General features: G+C 56.5%; 28 protein-coding genes. 9 read left to right on the top strand and 19 right to left on the bottom strand.

Annotated elements, in window-relative coordinates:
- Positions 1-8: 8 nt before the first annotated feature.
- From IEW12_RS19690 to IEW12_RS19680, 3 genes are all read right to left on the bottom strand, one after another.
- Positions 9-1,814 carry a branched-chain amino acid ABC transporter ATP-binding protein/permease gene (locus IEW12_RS19690; protein ID WP_188567809.1) on the bottom strand — a complete coding sequence of 602 codons (1,806 nt, stop codon included), beginning with the start codon at positions 1,812-1,814 and terminating at the stop codon, positions 9-11.
- The gene (locus IEW12_RS19685) at positions 1,814-2,869 is read right to left on the bottom strand and encodes a branched-chain amino acid ABC transporter permease (protein WP_188567808.1); all 1,056 of its coding nucleotides are present in this window, start codon (positions 2,867-2,869) and stop codon (positions 1,814-1,816) included. The genes IEW12_RS19690 and IEW12_RS19685 overlap by 1 nt, the downstream gene beginning before the upstream one ends.
- Positions 2,870-3,011: 142 nt before the next feature.
- Positions 3,012-4,175 carry an ABC transporter substrate-binding protein gene (locus IEW12_RS19680; RefSeq protein WP_188567807.1) on the bottom strand — a complete coding sequence of 388 codons (1,164 nt, stop codon included), beginning with the start codon at positions 4,173-4,175 and terminating at the stop codon, positions 3,012-3,014.
- A 354-nt stretch (positions 4,176-4,529) separates the two neighbouring features.
- Here IEW12_RS19680 and bufA2 point away from each other — a divergent pair, with 354 nt between their 5' ends.
- The 3 genes from bufA2 to IEW12_RS19665 all read left to right on the top strand — a co-directional run bounded on the left by bufA2 (position 4,530) and on the right by IEW12_RS19665 (position 6,566).
- A complete protein-coding gene (bufA2, locus tag IEW12_RS19675) occupies positions 4,530-4,793 on the top strand; it encodes a BufA2 family periplasmic bufferin-type metallophore (protein ID WP_188567806.1) in 264 nt (87 codons plus the stop codon).
- A 130-nt stretch (positions 4,794-4,923) separates the two neighbouring features.
- A complete protein-coding gene (gene bufB / locus IEW12_RS19670; RefSeq protein WP_188567805.1) occupies positions 4,924-5,784 on the top strand; it encodes an MNIO family bufferin maturase in 861 nt (286 codons plus the stop codon).
- A complete protein-coding gene (locus tag IEW12_RS19665; protein ID WP_188567804.1) occupies positions 5,781-6,566 on the top strand; it encodes an HvfC/BufC N-terminal domain-containing protein in 786 nt (261 codons plus the stop codon). Before bufB ends, IEW12_RS19665 begins: the two co-directional genes overlap by 4 nt.
- On the opposite strand, the gene pabB is transcribed toward IEW12_RS19665, so the two are convergent.
- The gene (pabB, locus tag IEW12_RS19660) at positions 6,563-8,536 is read right to left on the bottom strand and encodes an aminodeoxychorismate synthase component I (RefSeq protein ID WP_188567803.1); all 1,974 of its coding nucleotides are present in this window, start codon (positions 8,534-8,536) and stop codon (positions 6,563-6,565) included. The two genes, IEW12_RS19665 and pabB, sit on opposite strands and share 4 nt — an antisense overlap.
- Before the next feature lie 153 nt (positions 8,537-8,689).
- Here pabB and IEW12_RS19655 point away from each other — a divergent pair, with 153 nt between their 5' ends.
- Complete coding sequence (locus IEW12_RS19655; protein ID WP_188567802.1) at positions 8,690-9,979, top strand: sensor domain-containing diguanylate cyclase; 1,290 nt, start codon at positions 8,690-8,692, stop codon at positions 9,977-9,979.
- 11 nt (positions 9,980-9,990) lie between these two features.
- On the opposite strand, the gene slmA is transcribed toward IEW12_RS19655, so the two are convergent.
- The 3 genes from slmA to argB form a co-directional block, all read right to left on the bottom strand.
- Positions 9,991-10,566: a nucleoid occlusion factor SlmA gene (gene slmA, locus IEW12_RS19650; RefSeq protein WP_188567801.1), complete on the bottom strand. Its 576-nt coding sequence runs from the start codon at positions 10,564-10,566 to the stop codon at positions 9,991-9,993.
- Positions 10,567-10,672: 106 nt separating this feature from the next.
- The gene (locus IEW12_RS19645; RefSeq protein WP_188567800.1) at positions 10,673-11,383 is read right to left on the bottom strand and encodes a pyrimidine 5'-nucleotidase; all 711 of its coding nucleotides are present in this window, start codon (positions 11,381-11,383) and stop codon (positions 10,673-10,675) included.
- Between the two features lie 92 nt (positions 11,384-11,475).
- A complete protein-coding gene (argB, locus tag IEW12_RS19640; RefSeq protein ID WP_188567799.1) occupies positions 11,476-12,399 on the bottom strand; it encodes an acetylglutamate kinase in 924 nt (307 codons plus the stop codon).
- Positions 12,400-12,524: 125 nt separating this feature from the next.
- Here argB and IEW12_RS19635 point away from each other — a divergent pair, with 125 nt between their 5' ends.
- The 5 genes from IEW12_RS19635 to IEW12_RS19615 all read left to right on the top strand — a co-directional run bounded on the left by IEW12_RS19635 (position 12,525) and on the right by IEW12_RS19615 (position 14,995).
- Positions 12,525-13,094: a sigma-70 family RNA polymerase sigma factor gene (locus tag IEW12_RS19635; protein WP_188567798.1), complete on the top strand. Its 570-nt coding sequence runs from the start codon at positions 12,525-12,527 to the stop codon at positions 13,092-13,094.
- A gap of 89 nt (positions 13,095-13,183) precedes the next feature.
- Positions 13,184-13,387: a zf-HC2 domain-containing protein gene (locus tag IEW12_RS19630; protein ID WP_188567797.1), complete on the top strand. Its 204-nt coding sequence runs from the start codon at positions 13,184-13,186 to the stop codon at positions 13,385-13,387.
- 44 nt (positions 13,388-13,431) lie between these two features.
- Positions 13,432-13,653, top strand: coding sequence for a cysteine-rich CWC family protein (locus IEW12_RS19625; RefSeq protein WP_188567796.1), 222 nt, complete (start codon positions 13,432-13,434; stop codon positions 13,651-13,653).
- A 166-nt stretch (positions 13,654-13,819) separates the two neighbouring features.
- Positions 13,820-14,521, top strand: a complete 702-nt coding sequence (gene folE / locus IEW12_RS19620) for a GTP cyclohydrolase I (RefSeq protein ID WP_188567795.1) — start codon at positions 13,820-13,822, stop codon at positions 14,519-14,521.
- A gap of 48 nt (positions 14,522-14,569) precedes the next feature.
- Entirely contained in the window at positions 14,570-14,995 is a 426-nt protein-coding gene (locus tag IEW12_RS19615; protein ID WP_188567794.1) for a BLUF domain-containing protein, read from the top strand.
- A gap of 53 nt (positions 14,996-15,048) precedes the next feature.
- On the opposite strand, the gene IEW12_RS19610 is transcribed toward IEW12_RS19615, so the two are convergent.
- The 12 genes from IEW12_RS19610 to IEW12_RS19555 form a co-directional block, all read right to left on the bottom strand.
- Positions 15,049-15,531 (bottom strand): thioredoxin family protein, encoded by a 483-nt coding sequence (locus IEW12_RS19610; RefSeq protein ID WP_188567793.1) that lies wholly within the window; start codon positions 15,529-15,531, stop codon positions 15,049-15,051.
- Positions 15,528-17,270 (bottom strand): thiosulfohydrolase SoxB, encoded by a 1,743-nt coding sequence (soxB, locus tag IEW12_RS19605; RefSeq protein WP_188567792.1) that lies wholly within the window; start codon positions 17,268-17,270, stop codon positions 15,528-15,530. The genes IEW12_RS19610 and soxB overlap by 4 nt, the downstream gene beginning before the upstream one ends.
- A 61-nt stretch (positions 17,271-17,331) precedes the next feature.
- Positions 17,332-17,982, bottom strand: coding sequence for a sulfur oxidation c-type cytochrome SoxX (gene soxX / locus IEW12_RS19600; protein WP_308789148.1), 651 nt, complete (start codon positions 17,980-17,982; stop codon positions 17,332-17,334).
- Positions 17,983-17,993: 11 nt separating this feature from the next.
- Complete coding sequence (soxA, locus tag IEW12_RS19595) at positions 17,994-18,800, bottom strand: sulfur oxidation c-type cytochrome SoxA (RefSeq protein WP_188567791.1); 807 nt, start codon at positions 18,798-18,800, stop codon at positions 17,994-17,996.
- 58 nt (positions 18,801-18,858) lie between these two features.
- Positions 18,859-19,170: a thiosulfate oxidation carrier complex protein SoxZ gene (gene soxZ / locus IEW12_RS19590; protein WP_188567790.1), complete on the bottom strand. Its 312-nt coding sequence runs from the start codon at positions 19,168-19,170 to the stop codon at positions 18,859-18,861.
- A 76-nt stretch (positions 19,171-19,246) separates the two neighbouring features.
- Positions 19,247-19,714 (bottom strand): thiosulfate oxidation carrier protein SoxY, encoded by a 468-nt coding sequence (gene soxY / locus IEW12_RS19585; protein ID WP_188567789.1) that lies wholly within the window; start codon positions 19,712-19,714, stop codon positions 19,247-19,249.
- An 85-nt stretch (positions 19,715-19,799) separates the two neighbouring features.
- Positions 19,800-20,945, bottom strand: coding sequence for a c-type cytochrome (locus IEW12_RS19580; RefSeq protein ID WP_188567788.1), 1,146 nt, complete (start codon positions 20,943-20,945; stop codon positions 19,800-19,802).
- A complete protein-coding gene (soxC, locus tag IEW12_RS19575) occupies positions 20,935-22,305 on the bottom strand; it encodes a sulfite dehydrogenase (protein ID WP_188567787.1) in 1,371 nt (456 codons plus the stop codon). Before soxC ends, IEW12_RS19580 begins: the two co-directional genes overlap by 11 nt.
- A gap of 69 nt (positions 22,306-22,374) precedes the next feature.
- The gene (locus IEW12_RS19570; RefSeq protein ID WP_188567786.1) at positions 22,375-22,719 is read right to left on the bottom strand and encodes an ArsR/SmtB family transcription factor; all 345 of its coding nucleotides are present in this window, start codon (positions 22,717-22,719) and stop codon (positions 22,375-22,377) included.
- A 127-nt stretch (positions 22,720-22,846) separates the two neighbouring features.
- Positions 22,847-24,130: an NAD(P)/FAD-dependent oxidoreductase gene (locus IEW12_RS19565; RefSeq protein WP_188567785.1), complete on the bottom strand. Its 1,284-nt coding sequence runs from the start codon at positions 24,128-24,130 to the stop codon at positions 22,847-22,849.
- A complete protein-coding gene (locus IEW12_RS19560) occupies positions 24,127-24,471 on the bottom strand; it encodes a c-type cytochrome (RefSeq protein WP_229751240.1) in 345 nt (114 codons plus the stop codon). Before IEW12_RS19560 ends, IEW12_RS19565 begins: the two co-directional genes overlap by 4 nt.
- Positions 24,472-24,501: 30 nt before the next feature.
- Complete coding sequence (locus IEW12_RS19555) at positions 24,502-26,466, bottom strand: M48 family metallopeptidase (protein WP_188567784.1); 1,965 nt, start codon at positions 26,464-26,466, stop codon at positions 24,502-24,504.
- Positions 26,467-26,482: the final 16 nt, after the last annotated feature.

The raw sequence follows: 26,482 nt of genomic DNA, 5'->3' as shown, positions 1-26,482 counted from the left end.
CGCTAAGGCTAATCTATACCGCCGAGATAGGCTTCCAGTACTGCGGGATTTTGCTGCACTTGTTGCGGCAGGCCCTCTGCAATCTTGGTGCCAAACTCCATCACCACCAGGTGGTCGGTCAGGTTCATCACGAAATCCATGTCATGCTCCACCAGCAGCACACTCATGCCCTCGGCCTTCAGTTTGTTCAGCAGGCTCGCCAGCTCCTGCTTTTCCTTGTAGCGCAAGCCGGCCGCAGGTTCATCCAGCAGCAACAGGCTGGGATCGCAGCATAGCGCACGCGCTATTTCCAGGATCCGCTGCTGTCCCAGTGCCAGGCTGCCGGCTTCTTCATGCAGCATCGCTCCCAGGCCCACGCGCTCCAGCTGGCGTTTTGCTTCCAGCAATAGCGCATCTTCTATCTTCTGGTTGCGGCACAGTACGCTGGAAATGACTTCACTGATATCGCCATGCTTGGCGCGCAAGTGGGCGCCGATCGCGACGTTTTCCAGCACCGTCATCGTCGGCAGCAATCGTACATGCTGGAAGGTGCGCCCTATGCCCAGCTTGACGATCTCGCGCGACGGCAGGCCGCTGATGGCCTGCAGGCTGCCGTCACGGAAAAAGCGTATCGTGCCAGATGTCAAAGGCAGCACGCCGGTAACCAGGTTGAACATCGTCGACTTGCCGGCACCGTTAGGGCCTATCAGACCGACTATCTGGCCCGAGCCTACGCTGAACTGCATATCGTTCACGGCGACCAGGCCGCCGAACTGCTTGCGTGCCAGATCCACTTCCAGTATCACCTGGCCGCCACCCGGCTTTTCGCGCACCGGCAGTGCCTGCGCATTGGCGGGAACCACAATTTCCGGGGCGGGCGGCAACCAGCGCGCAAACAGCTTGCTCAGGTAAGGCCAGACGCCATCCCTTGCCCTTTGCAGCAGCAATATCAGCAGGATGCCAAAAACGATGATCTCGAAATTACCGTTGGCGCCCAATAAGGCCGGCAAGATCGATTGCAATTTATCCTTCAGCAACGTCAGCAGCGCTGATCCCAGCAAGGCCCCCCACACGTGGCCGGCGCCGCCGACCACGGCCATGAACAGGTATTCGATACCCGCATTCAGACCGAAGGGCGTGGGGTTCACCGCGCGCTGCAAATGCGCATACAGCCAGCCGGAAATGCTGGCCAGCATTGCAGCGATAACGAAGATGATCACTTTCATGCGCGCCGTATTGACGCCCATTGCTTCGGCCATCACACCGCCGCCCCGCAGTGCGCGTATCGCACGGCCTGGACGCGACTGCAGCAGGTTTTGCACGGCGATGATAGCCAATAGCAGCATTAGCCAGATCAGCGCATACATGCGGCGGCCGCTGTCCAGCTTGAAGCCAAACAGATCTACCGGCGGAATGCCGTTCAGGCCATCGTACTTGCCCAGGAACTCCAGGTTACCGAACAGGAAAAACAGCGACAGGCCCCAGGCTATCGTACCCAGCGGCAGATAATGGCCGGACAGGCGCATCGTGATCACGCCTATCGTATAGGCAGCCAGCATCGTCAGCGCCAGTCCTGCCAACAGGCCCAGCCAGGGCGACAGTCCGAAGCTGGTGGACAGGTAGGCAGTGGAATAGGCACCCAGCCCGACAAAGGCAGCCTGGCCGAACGATGTCAGGCCGCCGACACCAGTCAGCAACACCAGGCCCAATGCGACGATCGCATACAAGCCTATGTAGTTGGCCAGCGTAATCCAGAATTCAGGCGTAGGCAGCAGAGGCAGCAGGATGACTGCGATAAGGAATACGAGATAAATGCGATTGAATCCTTGCTTCATCACTCTTCATCCTCATCGCTATGCTTGCTGCTGAGCGAACGCCACAGCAAGACTGGAATAATCAGTGTAAATACGATGACCTCCTTGTAAGCACTGGCCCAGAATGAGGAATACGATTCCAGCAGGCCAACCAGCACCGCGCCGGCCGCTGCCACCGGATAGCTGACCAGGCCGCCGACGATAGCGCCGACAAAGCCTTTCAGTCCGATCAGGAAGCCGCCGTCGTAATAAACCGTCGTCAAAGGTGCAATCAGCACGCCACAAAAAGCGCCCATCGCCGCCGCCAGCGTAAATGCCAGCCGGCCGGCCTGCGTGGTACCGATGCCGACCAGTTGCGCACCGAGGCGATTGACCGCCGTCGCGCGCAAGGCCTTGCCGGACAACGTGCGTTCAAAATAAAAATACAGCGCGGCGATCAAGGCGCCGGATACGCCTATGATCACCAGGCTCTGGCCGGAAATGGCCAAAGCGCCCATCTCGAAGCGCGCATCGGAAAACGGCGTCGTACGCGAACCCTCGGCGCCGAACATCACCAGGCCTATGCCGGTCAGCGCATAATGCACGCCGACAGAGACGATCAGCAGCACCAGCGTGCTGGCCTCCGCCAGGGACTGGTAGGCCAGCCGGTAGATCATCGGCCCCATAGGTATCACTGTCACCAGCGCCAGCATCACCTGCGCATACAGCGGCCACTCCTGCACTGCCACACTGCGCGTACCTAGCCACAAACAGCCGGGCAACATGATGAATTTCAGCAGCGAGATGCCGGCATCGCGGCCAAAGTGCGCGCTGCGCTGCCTGGCGCGCAGCATACCAACTATCTCCTGCACAAAACTTAGGATACCCAGCGCAACCAGCAAGGTAATGGAGTGCGGAAATTTGCCCGACTGTATCGCCGCCAGCGTGAGCGCGCCAAAAGCAACGAACTCACCCTGGGGAATGAAAATGACACGGGTAACTGAAAACACCAGCACCAGCGCCAGTGCCAGCAGCGCATAGATCGCCCCGCTGGTAATGCCGTCCTGAGCCAGGATGGCGGCAATAGATAAATCCATTTTGTGAGTGTCCTGTCCTGCAAATTCTTTGCATAAAGCTGCGGCCGGCTACTGAAGCTAAGGCTGGCCTGGATGTATTTCAGCTACTTGCTCAAAAAAAGGGAGCGACCGCTCCCTTATATTAAAAAATGCCTGCCTGCTATTACTTGGCCTGGCCCAGCAGCTTCCATTTGCCATTGACAATCTGCACCATCACGCGGGAGCGCTGATCCAGGCCCAGGTGATCGGTAGAGCTCATATTGACGATGCCATGCGATGTCGGCAGGTTGGTGATGTTTTCCAGTGCGGTGCGCAGCGCAGCCCTGAATTCCTTGGTGCCCGGCTCGCCCTTCTTCAGCGCAACAGGAATGGCGGCTTCCAGCAGCAGGCCCGCATCCCAGGCATGGCCGCCAAAAGTGGAGATGGAACCCGCGCCATAGGCTTTTTCATACGCGCCCAGGTACCTGAGTGAAGATTTTTTGACTGGATTGTCGGCAGGCAATTGTTCTGCCACCAGCAAAGGACCGGCAGGCAGCCAGGTGCCCTCGCAGTCCTTGCCGCAAACCCGCAGGAAATCATTATTGGCAATGCCGTGGGTCTGGTAGATCTGGCCTTTATAGCCGCGCTCTTTCAATGTCTTTTGCGGCAATGCAGCAGGCGTGCCCGAACCCGCGATCAGCACAGCATCAGGATTGGCCGACATGATCTTCAGGATCTGGCCGGTGACCGAGGTGTCATTGCGGGCAAAGCGCTCATTCGCCACGACTTTCAGCTTGCGCAATTCGGCCAGCTTGGAAAATTCCTTGTACCAGCCTTCGCCGTAGGCGTCGGCAAAGCCGATGAAGGCCACGGTCTTGATGCCCGCATCGCTCATATGGCCGGTAATCGCGGTTGCCATGTGGGAATCGTTCTGCGGAGTCTTGAATACCCAGTAGCGCTTGGAATCCAGCGGCGCCACAATGGCAGACGAAGCCGCCATCGAGATCATCGGCACTTCATTTTCCGCAGCCACGTCTATCATCGCCAGCGAATTGGGCGTGATGGTGGAGCCTATCAAGGCATCGATCTTGTCTTCGGCAATCAGTTTGCGGGCATTCTTGACGGCAGTTGTCGTATCGGACGCATCATCCAGCACGAAGTACTCGACCTTCTTGCCGCCAATTTCCTTGGGGAGCAGCGCAAAGGTATTTTTCTCTGGAATACCCAGCGACGCAGCAGGTCCGGTCGCGGAAACGTTGACGCCTATCTTGATCTGGGCCGACGCACTCGCAGTTACCAGTAGCGACAATAAAGCAGGGATCAGTGCCAACGCAAACTTCTTCTTCATCGATGTCTCCTCGTTTGGAATAGGTGCTCTTTGTTGTAGTTCTTTTGTTCGGCTCAGCTTTAATTATTGTTTTTGTGCATTTTCCGACCGCTTGGTCGGTTAATTACCCAAGTGTAGCCTGTCCGCCCGGATGACACAACTGGGGGAGGAATTTTTGCCCCGGATTTGCACAATGCCTGCCAAAGGCTGCGGCCTGACAATTTCGCATATCTTTAAAAAATTTTGTTCTATGCTGTAAGTTATCCTGAATTGGCGCGACAGATGCATAAGTCGATGCGGCAGGATACAAGAAGAGTGGATCCGAAGCAGCGTACTTAATCCCATGAGACACATTTCCTTATACTGGAGAATACGATGAAACAAGCTATCCAAACTGGCGCTCTGATCGCCGCTGCCGCCGCCGCAATGGCACTGTCCGGTGCATCCTTTGCAGCAGACACTGCATCCAGTGCTGCCAAAGTACAATGTTCCGGCATCAATAGCTGCAAAGGCACTGCTGAATGCAAGACAGCAGAAAACGCCTGCAAAGGTCAAAATTCCTGCAAGGGCCACGGCTTCGTGACAACTTCCGCCGCTGAATGCAAAGCTAAAAACGGCAAAATCCTGGATGCAAAATAATACCGGTAGCATTTTCTCCTGGTCGTAGACCTGTAAGCTTCTATAGCTATAGAGAAACGGCACTTGGTGCGCTCGCTGCTGCTTTTGCATGACAGCCTGCGCACCTTTTTTTAACTGGAATCGTCTTCGCATGCATACTCGTACGGCTTCCCCAGGTTTCGGCCTGGGCTTGCGCACCGATCACTATCTGGAAGTACTCGCCGCACCGCAAGCGGTGGACTGGTTTGAGATCCTGTCTGAAAACTATATGGTTCCCGGCGGCAAACCCCTGGCGATGCTGGACAGGATACGGCGCGACTATCCTATGGTCATGCATGGCGTATCGATGTCCATAGGCACGCCGGAAGGCCCAGGCGACGACTATTTGCACGATCTGAAAAAACTGATGCAGCGGGTGCAGCCTTTATGGGTCTCAGACCATTTATGCTGGACCGGCGTGCACGGCAGGAACATGCATGACCTGCTTCCTTTGCCATACACCGAAGAAACAGTAAAACTGGTAGCGAACAATATCCGCCGCGTGCAAGATACGCTGGGACGCCAGCTGGTGCTGGAAAACGTGTCCAGCTACGTTTCCTTCAATAGCGACAGCATGCCGGAATGGGAGTTTGTCGCAGCAGTGGCGGAAGCATCAGACAGCCTGATTTTATTGGACGTGAACAACATCTATGTCAGCAGTTTCAATCACGGCTTCGATCCGCTTGATTACCTGAAAGGCATACCATCCGGACGCGTGCAGCAAATCCATCTGGCGGGACACAGCAATCACGGCACGCATATCGTCGATACCCATGACCACCCTATTGTCGATCCGGTCTGGGATTTATACGCAGCGGCATTGCGCCGCTTTGGACAAGTAGCCAGCATGATAGAGCGCGACGATAATATTCCTCCGTTGGCAGAGCTGGTGGCGGAGCTGGATGTGGCACGCAGTATTGCACAGAGAGTGTGCGCCGAAACACAGCGGCCACGCATGGAGACTTTTGCATGAGCGCGGTAACTCAGGCCATACAGGATAAATTTCAGGGCTATCTGCTGGGAGAAGAGACGGCACAGCCTGAAATACTCGGCGACGTACGGCAGCAATTCGGCCTGCCGGCCACAGAGCGCCTGGCCATCTACTACAACGCATACCGGATACGCCTACGCGATGCCATGTCGGATGCATTCGGCAAGACGCATAGCTATCTGGGCGACGACATGTTCCATGCTTTTTGCGAAGACTATATCGCAACTTATCCATCGCAACATCGCAACCTGCGCTGGTACGGAGCCCGGTTCCCCACCTTCCTGGCCAGCCGCCTGCCGGAACATCCGGTAGTTGCAGAACTCGCTGCTTTCGAATGGGCCCTGGGCCTGGCCTTCGATGCAGAAGACGCACCGGTATTGGTACTGGATGATTTGCGTTCGCTCGCGGAAGAAGATTGGGAACACCTGGGATTTGCCTGCCATCCTTCGCTGCATTTCCTGTCCATGCAATGGAATGCGGTAGCAATCTGGCTGGCGCTGAACGAAGAGCAGGACCCGCCAGCGGCCGTAAAGGATGAGGCCGCATCTTGCTGGCTGGTTTGGCGCAAAGACCTGCAGGCCCATTTCCGCTCGCTGGCCAGCGAGGAACAGAATGCGCTGCAAGGCTTGATGCAAGAACACAGCTTTTCCGAAGTCTGCGCAATCGCCGCTGAGAGAAACCCCGCCATCACCCCGCAGATTGCCGGCTGGCTGCAGACATGGGTGGCCGATGAAATGCTCAGCCGTATCCGCCTGCCGGTTTAAAAAATTACCTCGACCCTGAACATGCCGCGCAGGGCATTGCACAGCATGACCTGATCGGCACTGCGTAAATCTTCCAGCGTCGCCCGCTGTTCGCTCAATTGGAATACAGGGTCATCCAGCAAGACACTGCGCATCACGCCTGGCAATACACCGTCGGCTAGCGGCGGCGTCGTCCAGCGGCCATTTTTTTGCAGCAGCACATTGCTGCGTCCGCCTTCGGTCAGATAGCCGTGCTCATTAAAGAACAGCATATCAAATGCACCGTGCTGCTCCGCCCGCTTCCAGGCCTGATCGTAGCGTGTGCGCACCGTACTCTTGTGACGCAGGAACAGATCACTGGAACTGGTCGCCACCGGGGCAGGCAAAAAATTCGCCGCCAGCAAAACCCTGGCGGGTGTAGCCAAAGGCTGCAGCTCGGCACTGCTGAGGCTGACCGTGCCTGCAGAATTCAGCGCCAGCCGCAGCCTGTATGCGCTGCCGCTGTGCGGCTCATCCAATCCGCTTTCTGATCTATTCTCAGATCCGCTGCGCCACTGATGCAGCCGCGCCAGGATGGCCGCTTCGTCATACTTAAAGCCGAAGTAGGCAGCCGACGCGGCGAGTCTGCGCAGATGGCGCTGCAAGTGCCTGCAACCTTCAGCCTCGGTTGCCTGCATGGTCTCAAACAGCTCGAACTCCGCCGGCAGGCCGGTCAAAAAGCTGGCCTTCAACTGGCATTCTGCATATTCATCGGCAGCCACGCTATCGTGCACGATACCGGCGCCTACTCCCAGTACACCCTTGCGCACCGGTGCCACGGCATTCTCTTGCGCTTGCAGATACAAAGTGCGTATCGGTACCGACAGGCAAAAGTCGCCTATCGCGTGCCCCTCAACAGGCGGATCAAACCAGCCTATCGCCCCGGTATAAATGCCGCGCGGTTCGGTTTCCAGCTCGCAGATAATCTGCATCGTGCGGCGCTTGGGCGCGCCGGTAATCGATCCGCAAGGATACAGTGCGCCCATTATTTCGCTTAGCCCCAGATGCGGTTGCAGGCTGGCCTCCACCGTTGACGTCATCTGCAGCACGCGGGAAAAACGGGTGACTTCAAACAGGCGGGGCACGCGTACGCTGCCGGTCACCGCAATGCGGCCGAGGTCATTCCTCAGCAAATCCACGATCATCAGATTTTCTGCGCGATTCTTGGGGTCGGTGGCCAAGTCTTGCGAGCGGCGCTGGTCTTCCTCGACGTCGCCGCTGGCAGCGGCAGTACCCTTCATCGGCCTGGCAGTCAGTTTGCCGGCTTCATGCCGCACAAAAAGCTCGGGCGACAGCGACAGCACTGCGGCACCATCCGGCAGCAGGATCAGCGCACCATAGGGCACAGGCTGGCGCTGCCGCAAACGGCGATACAGGGCCAGCGGTGACCCATAGGCATCAAAATGCAGGCGGTAAGTGTAGTTGACCTGGTAGGTGTCGCCGGCCGCAATATAAGCGCGCACCCTGGCGATCGCATCGGAGAAAGCCGCTTCGTCCACGCTGGCGCGGATATTGGCAACGCCGGCAGGGCAATCCGGCGCCACGCCCTCGCCTGCAGCGGCCTCAGCAGCCTCGGCGGCAATGCGTGCATCCAGCCAGGCCTGTACTTGTCCGGCATCCAGGTGCTCGCATCGCGCAAACAGTAATATCCGCGACGGCAGAGATGCCCCGGCCGGCGGCGAACCAGCATCGGAGTGGATAGCATGCAGTTGCGCGCCCGTCTCATACGAAAACAAGGCGACCGCATACGCGCCGCCATGCACTGCGGCTTGGGTCTGCTCCAGCATCACCGGCCAGGAGGCAGCATCGACACATTCCAGAACACCGGTTAAACCGGTATACAGGCGCGAAACGGCGCTGGAAACGTCTGCCTGCGCATCATCCAGCAGCGCAAAACAATGGTCGGAAAGCGGGGAAGAAACGGAAGCTGTGAACAAATGAGACACGATCATTGGACCAACACTATTGCAGCAGGAAATGCCGTGCAGTGTAACCGCAGAAGGCGCCGGCTGCATCAGGCGCAGTATAAATATCAGTTACAGAAGCAATCTTTCAATTTTACCAATATTCATTGATAATGCTTGAAATCTCCAAACGAGGAATACATGCAGAGGGCTACACTCAATTTGCCGCTGGTCAGAAAATTTCTGGGTTTCAATGCCAAAGCCCTATCGGCAAGCCTGATAGCCGCGCTGCTGGGCTTCTTGTTACTCAGCATGTTCTTTGCGCAGCAACATCTTCGCAGCGAAACCTTGTGGCAGGCAGATACGCTGGCGGCCAACCTGGCGACGCCACTGGTGGACAAGGATATCAATGCGGCGCAAAACCAGATCCTGAATACCGGCAACCGTCCAGGTCTGACTTCCATCAAGGTTTTTGACAAGCAGGGCCGTCATTTTGCCGGCTGGGACAGCCTGAGCCAGTTCAACGGCACTCCCGGGGCGGAGCTAGTGCCAGGCAATAATGCCGTGCATACCAGCTGGGGCCTCAGCCAGCTCAGCGTCGCCGCCCCCATCCTGCTGGATGAAGAAATCGTCGGCAAATTGCAATTGCAGGTCAGCACGGCGCCTGTCTACAAGGAACTGCTATGGCTGTTCCTGCTGGGACTGCTGCTGATAGCCGCCATCCTGGCTATCGCCGCGTATGCGCTGACCCGCTGGCAAGTCGAGGCATTGCAGCCTGTCCATGAGTTATGCAATGTCTCGGAACAGGTAGTCGGCCTGAATGACTATAACCTGCGCATCTGGAATGACGGCAGGCATGAATTCACTGCGCTGATCCAGCATGTGAACCAGATGCTGGCTCGCATCAATGTGTGGGAGTCCAGCGAGGAAACGATCATCCGGCTGCAAAGGGAGGAAGAACAAAAAGTCGATATCCTGGACAACCATGACAGCCTGACCAGGCTGCCCAATCGGCACTACTTCCATCGCGTGCTGGTGCACAGCATTGACGAGTCGATAGAGACCGGCGAGCTGGCGGCGTTGATGTTTATCGACCTGGATGACTTCAAGCTGATCAATGACGGTTATGGGTATGAAGCTGGGGATATGGTCTTATCCACCATCGCCCTGCGCCTGAGCACAACCTTGCGAGGCACGGACACATTGTGCCGCATAGGCGGGGATGAATTTGCCGCGATTTTGCCGCAAGTCGGCAGTATTGCGCTGGCCGAATCCCTGGCAAACAGGATCCTGGCCATCATACGCCAGCCTATAACGCTATATGGCAAGAATGTGGTCGTCAACGCCAGCATAGGGCTGGCCTGCTCGCCTCTGCACGCGCAAGAACAAAAGCAATTGCTACGCAATGGCGATATCGCGCTGGCGGCGGCCAAAGCCGGCGGCAAGAACAGCTACCGGACTTATACGGTTGAAGCGGGATTGAAAGTCTAGCGCAACAGCTTCTAACGCAGCAGCAGCGCGATTTGCATCGCGCTATGCTCGGTCGGCGAATGCTTGAAGCCGGTTTTCGCATAGCGGTGCCAGCGGCCGACTATAAAGCTGGACAGCATGTTGGCGCGGCTGCCGACTTCATTTTCGGCCACATTGCCTTGCGTGACGGCTAGGCGCAAGGCCTGTTTGAAGGCCAGCTCCATGCGCTCGACAAACTGGTTCATGCGCATCTGCAGGCGCTCATCCTCATTGACCAGTGCATCGCCTATCATCACCTTGGTCATGCCCGGATTGCGCTCAGAAAAATTCAACAGCATCAGCGCGATGGCCTGCGCTTGCATCAGGCCGTCCTCATGCTGCTGGCTGATCTGGTTGATCAGGCCAAAGACCGAGGACTCGATAAACTCGATCAAACCTTCAAACATCTGCGCCTTGCTGGCGAAATGGCGGTACAGCGCCGCTTCCGATACTTCTATCTTCGCAGCGAGCGCCGCCGTGGTGATTTTTTCACCTTTGGGATTTTCTAGCATTGCGGCCAGGGTCTGGAGTATCTGCAGCTTACGCTCGCCCGGTTTGGTGGTTGCCATGTTTATTTTTTTGGATGGTGGATGCAATTATAGTTCTTGGAGCCGCACTATCCAACCGGGGAAAATCCCCCAGTCTTGCGACCCGTTTCTGCTTCAGCTACGAAATTCAGCGCGCAGGCCATCGACGACCCGGCAGCTGCTGTACGGATTTTACTGTTACATCTATGCAAGCGGCAGATTTTTTTGATTTTATCGTGCTGGCCCGCCGCGGCAGGTACTGGGTCACCAGAACGGTGCGCATGCCTATCTGCTTGGCCGCGCGCAAATTGGCTACCGTATCTTCCACCAGCACGCAATTGCCGGCGCGGACACCCAGCCTGGCCACCAGCTTGCGCAGATACTGGCGCGAAGGCTTGGGGCTGAGCCTGCCGTGCACGCGCATGTCTTCGATGGGGATATGCTCGGCAAAATGCCGGTGCAGGCCCAGATGACCCACTACGTCACGCGCATATTTGCGCGGTGCATTGGTCAGCAGTATCTTGCGCCCCGGCAGGCGCCTCAGCAAGCCGCCCAGCCCGCGCTCTGCGCGTATCATCGCAGACAGGTCGTCGAAGGTATGCGCTTCGTGCAGGAACTCATCGGCATTCACGCCGTGGTGCTTGATCAGGCCCATCAGCGTTGCGCCATAGCGGCGCCAGTACAACAATCTGGCAGCATCCACCGTCACCGGATCGGCCGGATTGACGCCATCCCCCAATACCCTCGCCATGAACGCATTCATCTTCACATTCACGGCCGGGAAGATTGCGTGCGAGGCATTGTGCAGGGTATTGTCGAGGTCAAACAGCCAGACAAGTTTGGAGCGCGTATGCTTCATAGAGGCTTCACTGCAGGCAGCGGGTGCTGCCCGAGTTTCTGGTATGGGATGACAGGGCCGGCGATACCGCTCCGGCCCTGGCGTAGGGATGTCTAGTGGCTGCGTATCATCGTGCCGAAAGCCTGCTCGGTCAGCACTTCCAGCAGCAGCGAATGCTCAATGCGGCCATCAATGATGTGAACCGTATTAACGCCGGATTTGGCCGCATCCAGCGCAGATGAGATTTTCGGCAGCATGCCGCCGGAGATCGTACCGTCGGCAAACATTTCGTCAATCTCGCGCGCCGACAAGTCGGTAACCAAGTTGCCCTGCTTGTCCAGCACGCCAGGGATATTGGTCATCATGATCAGTTTTTCTGCCTTCAGGATTTCTGCGATCTTGCCGGCAACCAGGTCGGCATTGATGTTGTAAGCCTGGCCGTCTTCACCGAAGCCGATAGGCGAAATGATGGGGATGAAGGCGTCGTCCTGCAGCGCCTTGACCACAGCCGGATTGATCGCATCGATTTCACCGACGAAGCCGATGTCCAGGAACTGGCCCGGATTTTCACGGTCCGCCATCTTCATCTTGCGGGCACGGATCAGGCCGCCATCCTTGCCGGTAAGGCCCACTGCCTGGCCGCCGTAATGGTTGATCAGCATCACGATATCCTGCTGCACTTCACCGCCGAGCACCCATTCCACCACTTCCATGGTTTCTTCATCGGTGATACGCATGCCCTGCACGAAAGTGCCCTGCTTGCCCACCTTTTTCAGCGCATTGTCGATCTGCGGGCCGCCGCCGTGCACCACGACAGGATTCATGCCAACCAGCTTCAACAGGATCACATCGCGCGCGAAGCCGTGTTTCAGGCGCTCCTCGGTCATCGCATTGCCGCCGTATTTGACAACGATGGTTTTTCCGTGAAATTTACGGATATAAGGCAGCGCTTCCGCTAGAATCTCTGCCTTGATTTCCGGAGCGACGGAGGCCAATTTATCAATCGGAGCCGTTTCAGTATCGGTTGCAATGCTCATAATGTATCCTGATGGGTGTCTTGAATTCGATTTTCAGGATTTTACAGGGAAATAGCCCAAGTTTCTTTGCTCACTGTACGTATTTATGCCCCGAATAAGTCGCGGATTTCCAATATTTTGCTCAAATGACATCAAGCCAAACCCTCTACCATCAGCTGGAAGCGATGCGTCCCGCACTGCTGCGCTTCGCCCTGCTGCAATTACGAAACGATACGCTGGCGGAAGACGCCGTGCAGGATGCGCTGCTAGCGATACTGGAAAAACCGGAAAACTTTGCCGGCCAGTCGTCGCTGCGCACCTATGTGATAGGCATACTGAAGTACAAGATCATCGATTGCCTGCGGGCTTCCAGCAAGGAAAAGCAGTTACAGGTCGAGGATGATGAATCCGAAGCCGACCTGATAGACAGCCTGTTCACCGCAGACGGCCACACGCAGGAAAGGCCGAGGGCCTGGGGAGACCCGGATGCGACGCTGGAGCAGAAGGACTTTTTCAAGGTAATGGAAATCTGCCTGGAAAAACTGCCGGAGAAGACCGCCCGCGTGTTCATGATGCGTGAATGGCTGGAGCTGGATACCGAAGAAATTTGTAAGGAATTGGCGCTGACCACGTCTAATGTCTGGGTAGTTCTCTATCGTGCACGCCTGCGGCTGAGGGAATGCCTGGATTTGAACTGGTTTGGCAAACAGGCCTGAGGCCTGTGATTTGACTGCCAACAGGCTGTGGCGCGGTCGGTCCGTGGTAAAAAAGTAGCAACGAATAATACAAAATTGCAGGAAAAAATATGCTGATCAGACTCACATGCAAGGAAGCGCACAAGATAGTCTCCGAAGGCCTGGACCGGGATCTGGGGATGTTCGAGCGCACCCGGCTACGCCTGCACCTGAGCGTGTGCGATGCCTGCACCAATTTCAACGGGCAAATGCAGACCATACGCCAGGCGATGAAGAAAATGCAGTTCCAGGACTCGCCTTCCGCTGACAATTGACGATAATTGATGGCGATTTGAACACGATAGAAGAAGATGTCCTGATGAGCAATTGTCCACGTTGCAATGCCGAATTCATCTGCTGCATGGCCGACCAGACCGGCCAGGACTGCTGGTGCGGCGCCATGCCCAAACTGCGCCTGGAGGAATTGCCGGCCAGCAGCATCGCGATAGATGCCGATGCAAAATGCTATTGCCCGGCATGCCTGCGGGCCTGGAAAGCCGAAAAAGATGCCAACAAAGCATCCGGCAAAGCCTCTGCCTGAGCGCGAGTACGGAGCAACTTTGATGCTCCCAAGGGCAACTCCGGCCCATTTCAGTTACCATTAGCATGTAAACACAACAAAAGAGCCCATTTCATCCCCTTACCGGGTCCTGCCAGACAAGATGGCCATGATGAAAAAAGGTGGGCTCCAATAATCGGAAGCAAGCATGCCTACCAACCTGACTCCTGTCGATACCCCTATTCCAGTCTCGCAACGTATACGCGAACGCATACAGGCGAGCAAAACCCGCTTCCATGCCAATGACAATATCGCCCAGTTTATCCAGCCCGGCGAGCTGGATGCCTTGCTGGACGAAGTGGAAGCCAAACTGAAAGGCGTGCTGCAAAGCCTGGTTATCGATACCGACAGCGACCACAACACCCAAGATACCGGCCGCCGGGTCGCCAAGATGTTCATCAATGAAGTGTTCAAGGGCCGCTATGTGCCCATGCCTTCGGTCACCGAGTTTCCGAATGCATCACGCCTGAACGAATTGATGATCATAGGCCCGATCACGGTACGCAGCGCCTGCTCGCACCATCTGTGCCCCATCATAGGCAAGGTATGGATAGGCGTGATGCCGAATGAGCATTCCAATCTGATAGGCCTGTCCAAGTACGCCAGGATCGCCGAATGGGTGATGAGCCGTCCGCAGATCCAGGAAGAAGCCGTGGTGCAACTGGCCGATACGCTGCAAGGCAAGATGCAGCCGGATGGATTGGCGGTGGTGATGGAAGCGGATCACTTCTGCATGCACTGGCGCGGCGTGAAAGACATGGATGCGAAGATGATCAATAGTGTGATGCACGGCTCTTTTCTGAAAGATCCTAATTTGCGCCGTGAATTTCTGTCGCTGATTAAGCGATAATGGGTCACACTACGGGCCACTATTCGATATGAAGCCAAGGAGACCTGCATGCTAGTCCGACTACTGTACGCCAGCCGCGCCGCAGACCAGAAACTGTGCGATGTGATCGCCGACATCATGCAGCAGTCGCGCACGCACAATCCCAAGAACGGCATCACCGGTGTGCTCTGCCATAGCGACCATGTCTTCATGCAGGTGCTGGAGGGCGGCCGCGAAGCGGTCAATACCCTGTATGCGCATATCCTGAAGGACAGCCGGCATACCGATGTGGTGCTGCTGCACTATGAAGAAATCCTGGAGCGCCGCTATAGCGGCTGGACCATGGGTCAAGCCAACCTGGGCAAGATCAATCCTTCCATCCTGCTGAAATATTCAGACTTGCCGGAACTTAATCCGCATGCGATGTCGGGCAAGGTTTCGCTGGCATTGATAGAAGAACTGATCGCTACCGCGTCCATTGTAGGCCGCACTTAGCACGCACTTATCACGCACTTATCAATTCATAATCTCATAACAGGGGCGAGTGATTACTGCGCCAGCTTCTGTTTAGCGGTGTCAATCGCCTCGTCCAGATAGGCACCGTAAAAATCTTCCAGCAAGGCACCAACTATGGGTGAAGCCAGGTAATTGCCTTGCGCATCCAGGAAAAGCACCGTCGGTGCCGCCTTCACTGCATAGTTCAACGCAAGCTGCTTCTGGCTGACAGGCTGGCCGTCGAAGCCGGTCAATTTTTCTTCGCTATTGATATACACCTGGCGCACCACTATGCCCTGCTTGTACATGGGCACCAGATGCTGACGGCGTACTTGTTCGCAATAAGGACACTCAGGCAGGCTGACAATCAGGATCAACGGCATTCCTTGCTTACCGGCCAATACAGCTTCCTGCCGCAAGTTGACGGCCGCCGGCAAAGGCGTTTCCTTCGCCCACGCCGTCTGCGCCGCCAGGCCGCAAAACGCGATGGCCAATAGCAGTAGCAAATGCCTGTGCCAGCGTGCCTGCAGCGTCACGTTGCGCCCTCCATGCCGGGATTGCCGCGTGTGCCCTTGATCACCGGCTGATTAAGCCTGCGGGCGCTCACCTGTTTCTGCGATCTCAGATAACGCGCCATCACATCCCATACCGGTTCGCCGCTGGCACCTTCCGCCACCGGCGCCCAGCCTGCCACCTTGTATTGCTTATCGGCCTCGATTGCCTTGCCGCCCAGGCGCATATCGCTGATGCGCTTTCCCATTGCAGCCACCGGATCTATCGCATATTGCAGGCCGCCTACGCGCACCATGTCGCCGCCCTGCTGGTAATAGGGATCGGGATTGAAAAGATTGTCAGCCACGTCTTCCAGGATGGTCTTGATGGTGTCGCCGCTCATCATCGTCACCGTCGTATATGGATAGGTGATCGCGGTCTGGTCCATCAGGTGTTCCATCGTGATGGCCTGGCCCGGCAGCAGGGATGTCCCCCAGCGGAAGCCCGGTGAAAAAGCAATCTCGGCATTTTTTTCGGCCATCAGGCCATCCAGTATCAACTGATCAAAACTGCCGTTGAAATTGCCGCGCCTGTACAGCAAGCCTTCGCTGATGGCCAGTTGCTCCCCCAACTGCTGCGCATACGGCGCACGCACACGCGTGATCAATGCCTGCATCTCTTTATCGGCAGGCAGCAGATTGGAAAATACCGGCAACAGCTTGTAGCGGAAATCACTGACCTTGCCGTGCACGACATCAAAATCCAGCACACCGAGAAACTTGCCATTGGAACCCGCATTCGTCACCAGCGTCTTGCCGCTGGCATTGGCGACGATCACCGGCGCCGGTACGCCATCATGCGTATGGCCGCCCATGATCGCGTCTATGCCGGTCACCCGGCCCGCCATCTTCAAGTCCACATCCATGCCGTTATGACTGAGCACCACGACGACCTGCGCACCTTTGGCACGCGCATCATTGACTGTGGCCTGCATTTCTTTTTCCTGGATGCCGAAGGTCCAGTCCGGCACCATATAGCGCGGATTGGCAATCGGCGTGTACGGAAACGCCTGGCCTATGATGGCAACAGGAATGCCGTTGATTTGCTTGATCACATACGGGGTAAACACAGGATCGCCAAAATCATTGGTCTTGACGTTTTGCGCGACGAAGTCGATCTTGCCGGCCAAATCCTTGGCGATGATTTCTTGCACGCGCTTGTCGCCCAGCGTGAACTCCCAGTGTGCAGTCATTACATCCACGCCCAGCAATTTGCAGGCTTCGACCATATCCTGGCCCTTGGTCCATAAGGCCGTTGCCGAACCTTGCCAGGTATCGCCGCCATCCAGCAGTAAAGCCTGCGGCCGGGAATTCTTCAATTGCCTGACCAGGCTGGCCAGATGCGCGAAGCCGCCAACCTTGCCGTAGGTTTTCGCGGCCTGTGCAAAGTCCAGGTAGGTAAATGCGTGCGCATCCACCGTGCCTGGCTTGATGCCATAGGCTTTGAGTAATGACTCTCCGACCAGATGCGGCGGCTTGCCGAACTGCTCGCCAAAGCCCAGATTGACATCGGGCTCACGGAAGTAGATGGGGTTCAGTTGCGCATGGCAATCGGTAAAATGCAGCAAGTGCACATTGCCGAAGGCCGGCAGTTGATACATGCTGCTGCCTGCACTCGCGGACTCAACTGAATCTGCCGAGCCAGCAGCGTGGGCATATCTGGACAAGGGCATGCCGGCAGCAGCGGCCGCTGCCAGCATTTGTAGAAACTCTCGCCTGTGCATTCGCGCTCCGGTTGGCTAAAATTCGCGGCTATCGCTAATCCAGTTTGGCTACCGGATCAGGCTATTTATTCACCGGCGATTGCGGATCCAGCAACAAGCCGACCAGATCCTTGATCTGCGTCTCGCTCAGTATCTTTTGATGTCCGAAACGCGGCATATTGGAACAGGCGGCAAAGGCTTGGGAGTTATAGATTTTCTTATACGTATACGCGACCACTTCCGGACTCTGGCCGCGCAGCTTGCCGTAGTTGTACAGCGACGGACCAATATTGCCATAGGAGATTTCCTGCGGCGCAATCTGGTGGCAGGCATAGCAATTGCCGCCACCCGGATCGCCTGCCTTGTCGGTAAAAGTCATGCCGCGCCCGTTTTGCGCAATCTTTTCACCTTCCTGCCAGTTGCCGATCAAATTTCCAGACGCCGGCATCACAATTGCCGCCTGTTGCGCCTTCTCGATTTTTTCGCCGATTTCCTTAGGCACTTCCTTGCCTGCATATTCAGTGCATAGCTGCTGCAATTCATCCTGGGTCAGCCTGTCTATCGACGCAATGCCGCTGGTGACAAAAGAGGCTTTCATCGTTTGCTGCGCCAGTTTGGCTGCATCGGCATCGGATGGTCCGTTCATCGCGCCCATGCCGGCGCAACCGGCCAGCACCAGGGCTGCAAGCCCGGCAACCCCGGCGGCTATGGAAGCATTTTTCTTGTTCATCATGATCTCCCGCCTCAACGTTTAAGTGCTGGCGCGTTATAAGTGGCGCCCTCGGCATTCTTGGCCAGGAACATCGTCAGCGCAGTGATCGCGTCCGATGTGTACAGCGGCTCGGGGAAGCGCTGTTGGCGGAAGCAGTCATTCAACCTGTGCTGCATGGTCCTTACTTCCCCCTGGGACACGCGGTATGCAGGCCAGGTGGAGTAAGCTTCGCGCGCGTCCTTGGGATTGGTCAGGTCGGGCAGGTATTGCAGGCGTATGCGCAGGTTCGGCGCACCGTGGCAGGTAGCGCAGGAAAAATCATATGGGCCGGCGCGATAGTAGAAAATCTGCTTGCCTATCGCATAGGCTTCTTTTTCTTTCGGATGCGATAAAGGTGTCGCCATCTTCATGCCGCGCGACTGGCTGGTGATGTAAGACGCAAGCGCCTCCATGTCGGAAGGTTTGCCGGGGGAGGAGAAAGGATTTTTCTTTGCGTCCGCCGCCGTATAGCCTTGCAAGCTCACCATGCAGGTGACCAGGCGCGACTCCAGATCCTGGACCATTTTGGTATCTTCAAAATAGCGCGGCAGCTTCACATACGCGCCGACGACCACGCCAGCACCGACACCGAGATCGCATTTTTCCAGGCTGACCTTGTTCGGGCCGCGCGCGGTCTTCCACAGGGCCTCGCCCTTCATTTCAGACAGTTCCGCCGGATTGTCGCCCGCCAGCATATCGCGGTACTTGGTCAAGGGATCATCCTTGCCCTGCTGCGCGCTTGCTGCGCAAGCCACAAGCAGTATGCCGGCCGCCAGGAACAGCTTATCGATCATTTTCATTTTATCTCCCGTGATGCCGCTGCGATATGAGTGCAGGAATACGGACCCGGCTAGCGTCTTAAATGACGGTGCCTTCGTCCTGGCGCTTGTCGCCGTGGTTGTCCACCCAGTTGACGATGATCTTGTCGCCTTTTTCCGCACCCTTGAAGCGGAAGGACAGCAAGGGATTTTTCGATATCGATGTGCCGAATTGGGCGGTAAAAATTTCCTTGTCCTTGTGCTTGAAAGACACGTTCTGGATAAACCAGGCCGGCACGATCTTGCCCGCGCCATCCTTGCGCTGGCCGGTTTCCATTTCGTGGCTCATCAATACCTTGACTTCGGTCACGCCTGCTTTTTCTGTTGCGCGTATACGCATTGGGTCAGCCATGCTGCTCTCCTGAATAATTTATCTGCTATCGGTGGCACCGGTGGCATAGGCTGCCGACCGGGCCGGGCGACAAAAATCAACCGCCGCAGCCACCTAGGGTGACCTTGATTTCCTTGGTCGCAACAAACCATTTACCGTCAGCCTTGACGAGCGCGTGCACGTTCGAGGTCTGCGCCATTTTGACGCGGGTTGCCACATAAGGTTCGGTACCGGCCGGAATGGCGAAGGTGCCCGACAAGGCGGCCGGATTCTTTTCAACCACGATGGCAATCTGCTGTACGTTCGGCAGTGTGGACGACACGGCAACCGGCACCACGGCGCCGTTCTCGGCGATGTCCGGTGCTTCTATCTGTACCGCGGACGATGCAGCCGCGTTGCTGCCGCCCAGGGCCTTGACGGTGTCGCCCAGGTTTTTTGCATCAAACGCGCTCTTGTTCCAATCCTGTGCCTGCGCCCAGGCTTCGCCCGGCTTGATCAGGCCGGCAGCGACTGCCAGCCCCATAATGCTGGCGATGCGCAGCACGTCACGACGATTTTGTTCCATGGATCACTCTCCTGTTATTCAACTCTATTTTAATAGTTTTCTGCGGGAAGATTGTATTTATGTAAAAACCCTAAGCCGGCTTGGTCTATTTAGCACCCGCCATGATCCATTTGACAATAGCCTTGATGTCGGCATCCGGCACCTGCTGGTTCGGCGGCATGGGGATGGCTCCCCATGCACCCTGCCCGCCTGCCTTGATCTTGGCAGCAAGCCTGTTTTCCACATCGTTTGCGGCGGCATATTTATTCTGCACGTCCTTGAAAGCCGGGCCGACGATCTTGTTGCCGATACCGTGGCATGCCAGGCAGGCATATTTTTTTGCCAGCGCCAGACCGTCAGCCGAGGCGGCCACGGAGGCGGAAGCTGATTTGGCTGAGGGCTCGGCGGCGAGAACCAGCGTAGTTTTCCCCTTCAATGCTTCGGTGGGTGCTGCCGCCAGCGTGTCGGCGCCGCGTACCGGCCCTATGATGCGGTTTTGTTTTGCAATATCTCCATGCGCATTCCGGGCGTAATCCGGCAAGCGGGAACTAATGCTGACAGTCTTGACGCAATCCTTCATGCAGGCGGTGTTACCGGTATCCGGCTTGCCTTTGACTTCCCACATGCCATGCCTGGTCTGCAGGCCATTGCGATTGGGCAGGCGCTTTTGCACTTCCGCGATATTTTTGTCGCTGAGCACATAATCGTCCGGAACAATTTCCGCCATGTTCAGGATATAGGCGGTGACCGCATAGACTTCTTCCGTGCTCAGGGTTTTTGGCGCATTCCACGGCATTGCGCGATTGATGTAGTCCCACAAGGTGGAGACCTGGGACAGTTTCATGATCGTGGTTCTTTGCGGCTGGGTATTTCCCGTCAGAGCAGCGACATGGCCGGTCTGTATATCCTGCCTGGTCGTGCCGCCTATGATGGGGGTGAATACCTGGTTGGACTCACCAAAGCTACCGTGGCACATCGCGCATTTCCCTTCCCACACCAGCATGCCTTTGGCAACGCTGCCGGAACCTGGGGGCAAGCCTTTGAAGTCCGGGCGTACGTCAATATCCCAGGCGGCAATTTCCTTGCTGGTGGCGCTGCGGCCGATACCGGGATAGCTATCTGCAGCCCACAGGGATAAGGAAATACAGCAAAGCAGCAAACCCGCGAGTGCCGCACACAGCGGCTTTAGTACCGCGCGTAAACCGCTCCGGAGTGAAGATGGGGACACGGCAGGGGGTGTATCAGGAGACATGAACATTGCCTACCTCGCCTGTTTCCGCTACCTGCCACGACTGTATGGCATTGTTGTGATAAATGGACTTGGTACCGCGTACCTCGCGCAATTGCCTCATCTGCGGTTGCACATAGCCGGTCTCGTCGATGGCGCGTGATTGCAATAGCGCCGGACCGCCATCCCAGACCCAATCCATATTGAAGCGTGTCAGGCATTTGCTGAGTATCGGCGTCTCCAGCCTGGCGCTGCGCCAGTTCTTGCCGCCGTCCACCGACACATCCACTCGCTTTACCTTACCGCGCCCAGACCAGGCAATGCCGGAAATATTGAAGAAACCCTTGTCGATCAACATCTGGCCGCCGGATGGCGTGGTGATCACCGATTTGCACTCCTGTATCGACGTGTATTGCCTGTGCGTGCCGTCCGGCATAAGGTCGATGTAATGCACGGTCTCATCCTTGGTCGCATACGGCATATCACCGACTTCTATCCGGCGCAGCCACTTTACCCAGGACACCCCCTGCACACCGGGCACCACCAGGCGCAGAGGGTAGCCGTTCTCGGGTCGCAGCATTTCACCGTTCATGCCATAGGCGACGATCACATCGTCCATGGCCCGCTCGATGGAAATCGTACGCGTCATCCCAGAACCATCGGCCCCTTCGGCGAGGATGAATCTGGCGCGCTTTTTATCGATACCACAGGCATCCAGCAAGATGGACAAGGGTACGCCGGTAAACTCACAGCAGCTCAGCATGCCATGCGTGTACTGCACGGTGGGTACGGCAACATTGCCCCATTCCATCCCGGTATTGGCCCCGCATTCTATGAAATGCATGCGCGATACCGATGGCAGGCGCATGATATCGTCCATCGTGAATACGCTGGGATTCTTGACCAGGCCATTGATCATCAGCCTGTGCTGCTGCGGATCGATATCGTGCCAGCCCTGGTGATGGCGCTCGAAATGCAAGCCGTTGGCCGTGATGATGCCGAACATGCCCTGCAAGGGACAGAACGATACCGAGGCAGCGCCAACCCGCGTCAGGCCGGGGCTTTCCCGCCTTTGCAGGTTTTTTTCGTATCTGGATGGAAGGCCGTAGGGGTTGCTTGCAACCGGCAGACCGAGTGTCTTTGAGTGTTCCGGCAAGTTCAGGATAGCCGGATCGCCATCGCCGATATCCTGCGCTCTTGCGCGGGCAGCCACGCCCGCTGCGGCAGTGCCCAGTGTGGTGGCAAAGGTGGCGGCAAAGCTCTTGCGCAGGAATAAGCGCCTTTGCTCATTCAGGCCTTCAGCACTGATTTCCTGGATCAGGTTTTGATCAAGGAAATTTTCCGGTGCTTTTTGCAAACGTCCTGGCAGTTTATGCTGGGTCATCTCATCTACGCTTGAACAAGCCGCACCATGCATCTTCCGACAAAACGGACACTATTCAAGGCGCGAGCATTAAGCCAATGGCATGAAATCCCTGACCGCGCGCTTGGAAATATTCTGTTCTTCCATGCTGCAAGCTATCTGCGTGCACACAGTCCGGCAAAGTTCGACACAGGCTTCGTCCGAAATGACGTAGTACACCATATTGCCCTCCTTACGGCGGCCCAGCACACCTGCCCGGTACATCGTGTTCAGATGGCGGGACACATTTGCCTGCGTGGAATCAACCGAAGTTACCACATCGGTCACCGACTTTTCTCCATCGCATAGCGCGTGTAATATCTTCAGCCTGGTGGGTTCAGACAACAGGGCAAAGTATCCCGACACTTTCTCGAACAACTGATTCAATTCATTCATCGCCACTCCAAAACTATATGAGCAATTACGCATATAGTTGTATGTATTATCAATTAATAAGCTAAATATACAAGAGATTTTGATTTTGCAATGCAATACAGGGGGGAGACTTTGCCTGCAGCAAGCTTCAGGCCAGCGTGTCTGCCCAGATATTCTGCGCCCAGCTCTCGGCATAGGCTGTTTCCTGCTCATTCGCAGCCACTGACAAACCGCCTGCACCCGGTACGCTGAGAAAGGTCTTTTTCTCGGCGCTATACGCATGCACTGAAGCGATATGTACGACTTCCTTCTCGGACACATAGCTATAGCAGGTGTTGTTCAGCATGGGCGCCTGGTTGGGCGTATCGCCGTTAAATAAATCGACGACCGCCGCCGCGCACACCTTCGCATGCTGGTTCGCCATATGCCCCGATTTCGGCATCAGCGGCGCCACCTGGATCGCGTCGCCCAAGATATGAATGTTCTTTGCCTGCGTCGATTCAAAAGTCAGGAAATCCACTTCGCACCAGCGCTTGTTCATATTCGCGACACCTGCCTGTACCGCGATTGCACCTGCGCGTTGCGGCGGAATCACATTAATGACAGCGCCGGGCATCTTGTCGCCGAAATCGGAGATCACGGTATTGCTGGCCGCATCGACATCGGCAGTAGTAAATTTTGGCACGTACTCGACGATGCCCTTGTAGTGCTCGGCCCAGGCCTTCTTGAACAAGGGGCCTTTGGACAGTACGTCGTCATTGGCATCCAGGATCAATACCTTGGATTTTTTCTTGTGCTGTGCAAAATAGGCCGCGACCTGGCAGGCCCGTTCATACGGCCCGGGAGGGCAGCGGAAAGGAGCAGGCGGAATGGAAATCACGAAGGTGCCGCCATCCTGCATTGCTTCCAGCTGCTTGCGCAGGGTGGCCGTCTGCGGTCCCGCCTTCCATGCGTGCATGATTTTTTGCTGGGCTTCCGCCGACTGCATTCCGGGCAACTGATCCCACAGAAAATCAACGCCTGGACTGAGTATCAATCTGTCATAAGGCAGGCTCTGGCCGCCAGCCAGTTTCAATACCTGCTTTTCCTTATCAACAGATTGCGCGTAATCCTGTACCAGCCGAATGCCGTGATGCTTGACCAGATTGTCATAGCTGAGTGTGATATCCGACATCTGCCTGAAGCCACCCAGTACCAGGTTGGACAAGGGACAGGAGACGAATTGAGGATTTGCTTCCACCAAGGTGACCTCAATTTTTTGCTCACCCCATAAGCGCAGATACTTTGCCGCAGTAGCTCCGGCATAGCCGCCGCCAACGACCACTACCCTGGATTGGGCTTTGGACCGGGCCTTGGACTGTGCCCACACCGCAGGACTGGCCAGCATTGCGCCTACAGGCAAGATGCCCTGGATGAATTGACGGCGCTTCATTTTGCACCTCCGGCTTCAGTCAGCTTCAGACCAGAAAAATAGCCGGCTATCAGGCCGATCTGCTCATCGGTATAGCCTTTGGCGAGTTGCTGCATTACCGTGGAAGGACGTGTACCGGACTTGAAGGCCTGCATGCTGGCAATGATGCTATCCTTGGGCTGCCCCGCCAACGGCGGCAAGGTATTAGCCGCCGCAACGCCGGCCGTGCCGTGGCAGGATGCACAATTGGCAGCCAGCCTCTGTGCCAGTTTGTTATCCGATGCAGCACCCGCTAAAGCCGGCAAAGCGAACAACGCGGAAACCGCAAACATGCCTCCAATCAAGCGTGACAAATGGGCCATGGAAACTCCTTTGAATTTTTTATCCAGCTATCAGGCTTCGCGATAGGCCCAGTGATGGGAGGTATAGCTTGCTGCAACCGCATCCGGTACCGGGCTGTCGATGGCAGCACAGATACAGCGCAGCAAGTCTGCCACCTGCACATTCATATTCGCTCCTGCACCGGCCAGCAACATGCGTATCAAGAAAGGCTTGGCCAGCGGCGTCAGTTGGTTCAGCCTGTCCAGCGCTTGCTTCACGTTGGAAAAATCCAGACGGGTGACCGACAGCATGTCTTTCCCGGCTATGGATAATTCCGGCACGGCGGCCGCACCCCGCGCAAATGCCTGGCCTGCGGAACCCGTTTCACCGACGGCAAAAGCCAGCAGCGACAGCAATAGTATAGTCTCAGTCCTCAACTCCGTCAGCGCGTTGAATTTGATCGCGCCGGCACGCCTCGCTCGCGCATTCAGGCGTCGGCTCAGTACGGTCTGCACCACGAATTCGGCCAAAGTAGTCCTCTGGTCTGCCGCTATCAGTTTATCGACGACGGCCAGCAGAATGATGCCTTGCTCTGCGGACAGCATATGCAACGCAGGCATTGCCAGATCCAGCAGAGGCAAGCGTGCGCTGCGCGGTAGCCTGGCTATAGCCTCCACTAGCATCGTTGCCAGCGCGCACTGCGCTGGCGCGTCCTGGTTCAGTATGGCAATTTGCACCGCATAAGCCTGCGCATCCGAACGATCGAGCAGCAATGCATATACCAGCGCAGAGGCACCCAGCGGATCACGCACCGCACCAACCAGTTCCGGTGCGAGCTGTTCCTGAGTTTGCTGCTGATTGCCAAAAGAAAGGCCGGCGGAGGCGGCCAGTGACTGTTCCTTGCTTTTGGCGTATCGCGCTGCATCAATATTCCTGGAACCAAAACCGAATATACCCTCAGGCAGCGGAGGAATGTTTTGCTCTTCGTAAAGCTCGTCGGCTTCCAAGAAGTCCACGTTCTTACCATACACGCGGCGCAGCCGTTCCTTCAATGGCGGATGCGTGGCGAACAGGCCGGATAACAAATTGGGTTTGGCAGCGCCGAGGAAGAGATGCGACAGCTGCTCCGCTTTGGGGCTATCGATACGGGAGCCGCATTGATTGATGCGCGTCAGGCCGCCTATCTTGCGCAGGGCTCCGCCTATGCCATCCGGATTCCGGGTAAATTGCACTGAACTGGCGTCGGCCAGATACTCTCTCTGACGTGATACCGCAGACTTGATCAGGCGTCCGAAAAAAATTCCCACATAGCCGATGACGAACAGCACGACACCGACCACCAGCAGCACCAGTTGCAGCGGCGGTCCCTTTTCATCACGGCTGCGCGAAGAGCCGAAGCGAGTGCTCCAGTAAATCAATTCCTGACCGAAACCGGACAGCATCTGTATGCCGAACAGCACGCCTATCAATTGTATGTTCATGCGCATATCGCCGTTCATGATATGGCTGAATTCGTGGCCGACCACGCCTTGCAACTCGTCTCGTGTGAGGCGGCTCAGCGCGCCCTGAGTCACCGCCACAACCGCCTCATTTTGATGGTAGCCGGCGGCAAAAGCATTGATCGCATCTTCCTTGTCCAGTATATACACCCGCGGACAGGCGATGCCGGACGCCAGCGACATTTCCTCTACGATATTGAGCAGCCGGCGCTCGCGCAAATCCTGCGAAGAGGGCATGACCAGGCGCCCGCCCGCCATTTGCGCCACTGCATCGCCTCCATCACGCAGGCGAAAGGTTTCCAGCATGGTGCCGCCGCCGATGAAGAGTAGCGTCAATACGGTATTGGTGAGGAAAAACCCACGCGGGTAGGCATGTCCGGGATGCATGGAATGCAGCGAGCCGCCGCTTGCCCAGATCCATATCAGTGCCAGGCTGCCATTAACAGCCAGCACGATGGCAACTACCGCCAGCAAAAACAGCAACAGCAGTTTTTTACTCTGGCGATGGGCCTGATCCTGTTGCTCGAAAAAATCCATCCGGATTTACAGTAGG

The organism is Parundibacterium terreum (assembly GCF_014636315.1).
Lineage (GTDB): Bacteria > Pseudomonadota > Gammaproteobacteria > Burkholderiales > Burkholderiaceae_D > Undibacterium > Undibacterium terreum.
Note: the sequence above shows the minus strand (reverse complement) of the source record. Positions and strands in the feature narration are given on the sequence as shown.

Bases quoted from the DNA above. Each gene is read 5' to 3' on its own strand.
- IEW12_RS19690 (WP_188567809.1), bottom strand. From the start codon at position 1,814: ATGAAGCAAGGATTCAATCGCATTTATCTCGTATTCCTTATCGCAGTC.
- IEW12_RS19685 (WP_188567808.1), bottom strand. From the start codon at position 2,869: ATGGATTTATCTATTGCCGCCATCCTGGCTCAGGACGGCATTACCAGC.
- IEW12_RS19680 (WP_188567807.1), bottom strand. From the start codon at position 4,175: ATGAAGAAGAAGTTTGCGTTGGCACTGATCCCTGCTTTATTGTCGCTA.
- bufA2 (WP_188567806.1), top strand. From the start codon at position 4,530: ATGAAACAAGCTATCCAAACTGGCGCTCTGATCGCCGCTGCCGCCGCC.
- bufB (WP_188567805.1), top strand. From the start codon at position 4,924: ATGCATACTCGTACGGCTTCCCCAGGTTTCGGCCTGGGCTTGCGCACC.
- IEW12_RS19665 (WP_188567804.1), top strand. From the start codon at position 5,781: ATGAGCGCGGTAACTCAGGCCATACAGGATAAATTTCAGGGCTATCTG.
- pabB (WP_188567803.1), bottom strand. From the start codon at position 8,536: ATGATCGTGTCTCATTTGTTCACAGCTTCCGTTTCTTCCCCGCTTTCC.
- IEW12_RS19655 (WP_188567802.1), top strand. From the start codon at position 8,690: ATGCAGAGGGCTACACTCAATTTGCCGCTGGTCAGAAAATTTCTGGGT.
- slmA (WP_188567801.1), bottom strand. From the start codon at position 10,566: ATGGCAACCACCAAACCGGGCGAGCGTAAGCTGCAGATACTCCAGACC.
- IEW12_RS19645 (WP_188567800.1), bottom strand. From the start codon at position 11,383: ATGAAGCATACGCGCTCCAAACTTGTCTGGCTGTTTGACCTCGACAAT.
- argB (WP_188567799.1), bottom strand. From the start codon at position 12,399: ATGAGCATTGCAACCGATACTGAAACGGCTCCGATTGATAAATTGGCC.
- IEW12_RS19635 (WP_188567798.1), top strand. From the start codon at position 12,525: ATGACATCAAGCCAAACCCTCTACCATCAGCTGGAAGCGATGCGTCCC.
- IEW12_RS19630 (WP_188567797.1), top strand. From the start codon at position 13,184: ATGCTGATCAGACTCACATGCAAGGAAGCGCACAAGATAGTCTCCGAA.
- IEW12_RS19625 (WP_188567796.1), top strand. From the start codon at position 13,432: ATGAGCAATTGTCCACGTTGCAATGCCGAATTCATCTGCTGCATGGCC.
- folE (WP_188567795.1), top strand. From the start codon at position 13,820: ATGCCTACCAACCTGACTCCTGTCGATACCCCTATTCCAGTCTCGCAA.
- IEW12_RS19615 (WP_188567794.1), top strand. From the start codon at position 14,570: ATGCTAGTCCGACTACTGTACGCCAGCCGCGCCGCAGACCAGAAACTG.
- soxB (WP_188567792.1), bottom strand. From the start codon at position 17,270: ATGCACAGGCGAGAGTTTCTACAAATGCTGGCAGCGGCCGCTGCTGCC.
- soxX (WP_308789148.1), bottom strand. From the start codon at position 17,982: ATGATGAACAAGAAAAATGCTTCCATAGCCGCCGGGGTTGCCGGGCTT.
- soxA (WP_188567791.1), bottom strand. From the start codon at position 18,800: ATGAAAATGATCGATAAGCTGTTCCTGGCGGCCGGCATACTGCTTGTG.
- soxZ (WP_188567790.1), bottom strand. From the start codon at position 19,170: ATGGCTGACCCAATGCGTATACGCGCAACAGAAAAAGCAGGCGTGACC.
- soxY (WP_188567789.1), bottom strand. From the start codon at position 19,714: ATGGAACAAAATCGTCGTGACGTGCTGCGCATCGCCAGCATTATGGGG.
- IEW12_RS19580 (WP_188567788.1), bottom strand. From the start codon at position 20,945: ATGTCTCCTGATACACCCCCTGCCGTGTCCCCATCTTCACTCCGGAGC.
- soxC (WP_188567787.1), bottom strand. From the start codon at position 22,305: ATGACCCAGCATAAACTGCCAGGACGTTTGCAAAAAGCACCGGAAAAT.
- IEW12_RS19570 (WP_188567786.1), bottom strand. From the start codon at position 22,719: ATGAATGAATTGAATCAGTTGTTCGAGAAAGTGTCGGGATACTTTGCC.
- IEW12_RS19565 (WP_188567785.1), bottom strand. From the start codon at position 24,130: ATGAAGCGCCGTCAATTCATCCAGGGCATCTTGCCTGTAGGCGCAATG.
- IEW12_RS19560 (WP_229751240.1), bottom strand. From the start codon at position 24,471: ATGGCCCATTTGTCACGCTTGATTGGAGGCATGTTTGCGGTTTCCGCG.
- IEW12_RS19555 (WP_188567784.1), bottom strand. From the start codon at position 26,466: ATGGATTTTTTCGAGCAACAGGATCAGGCCCATCGCCAGAGTAAAAAA.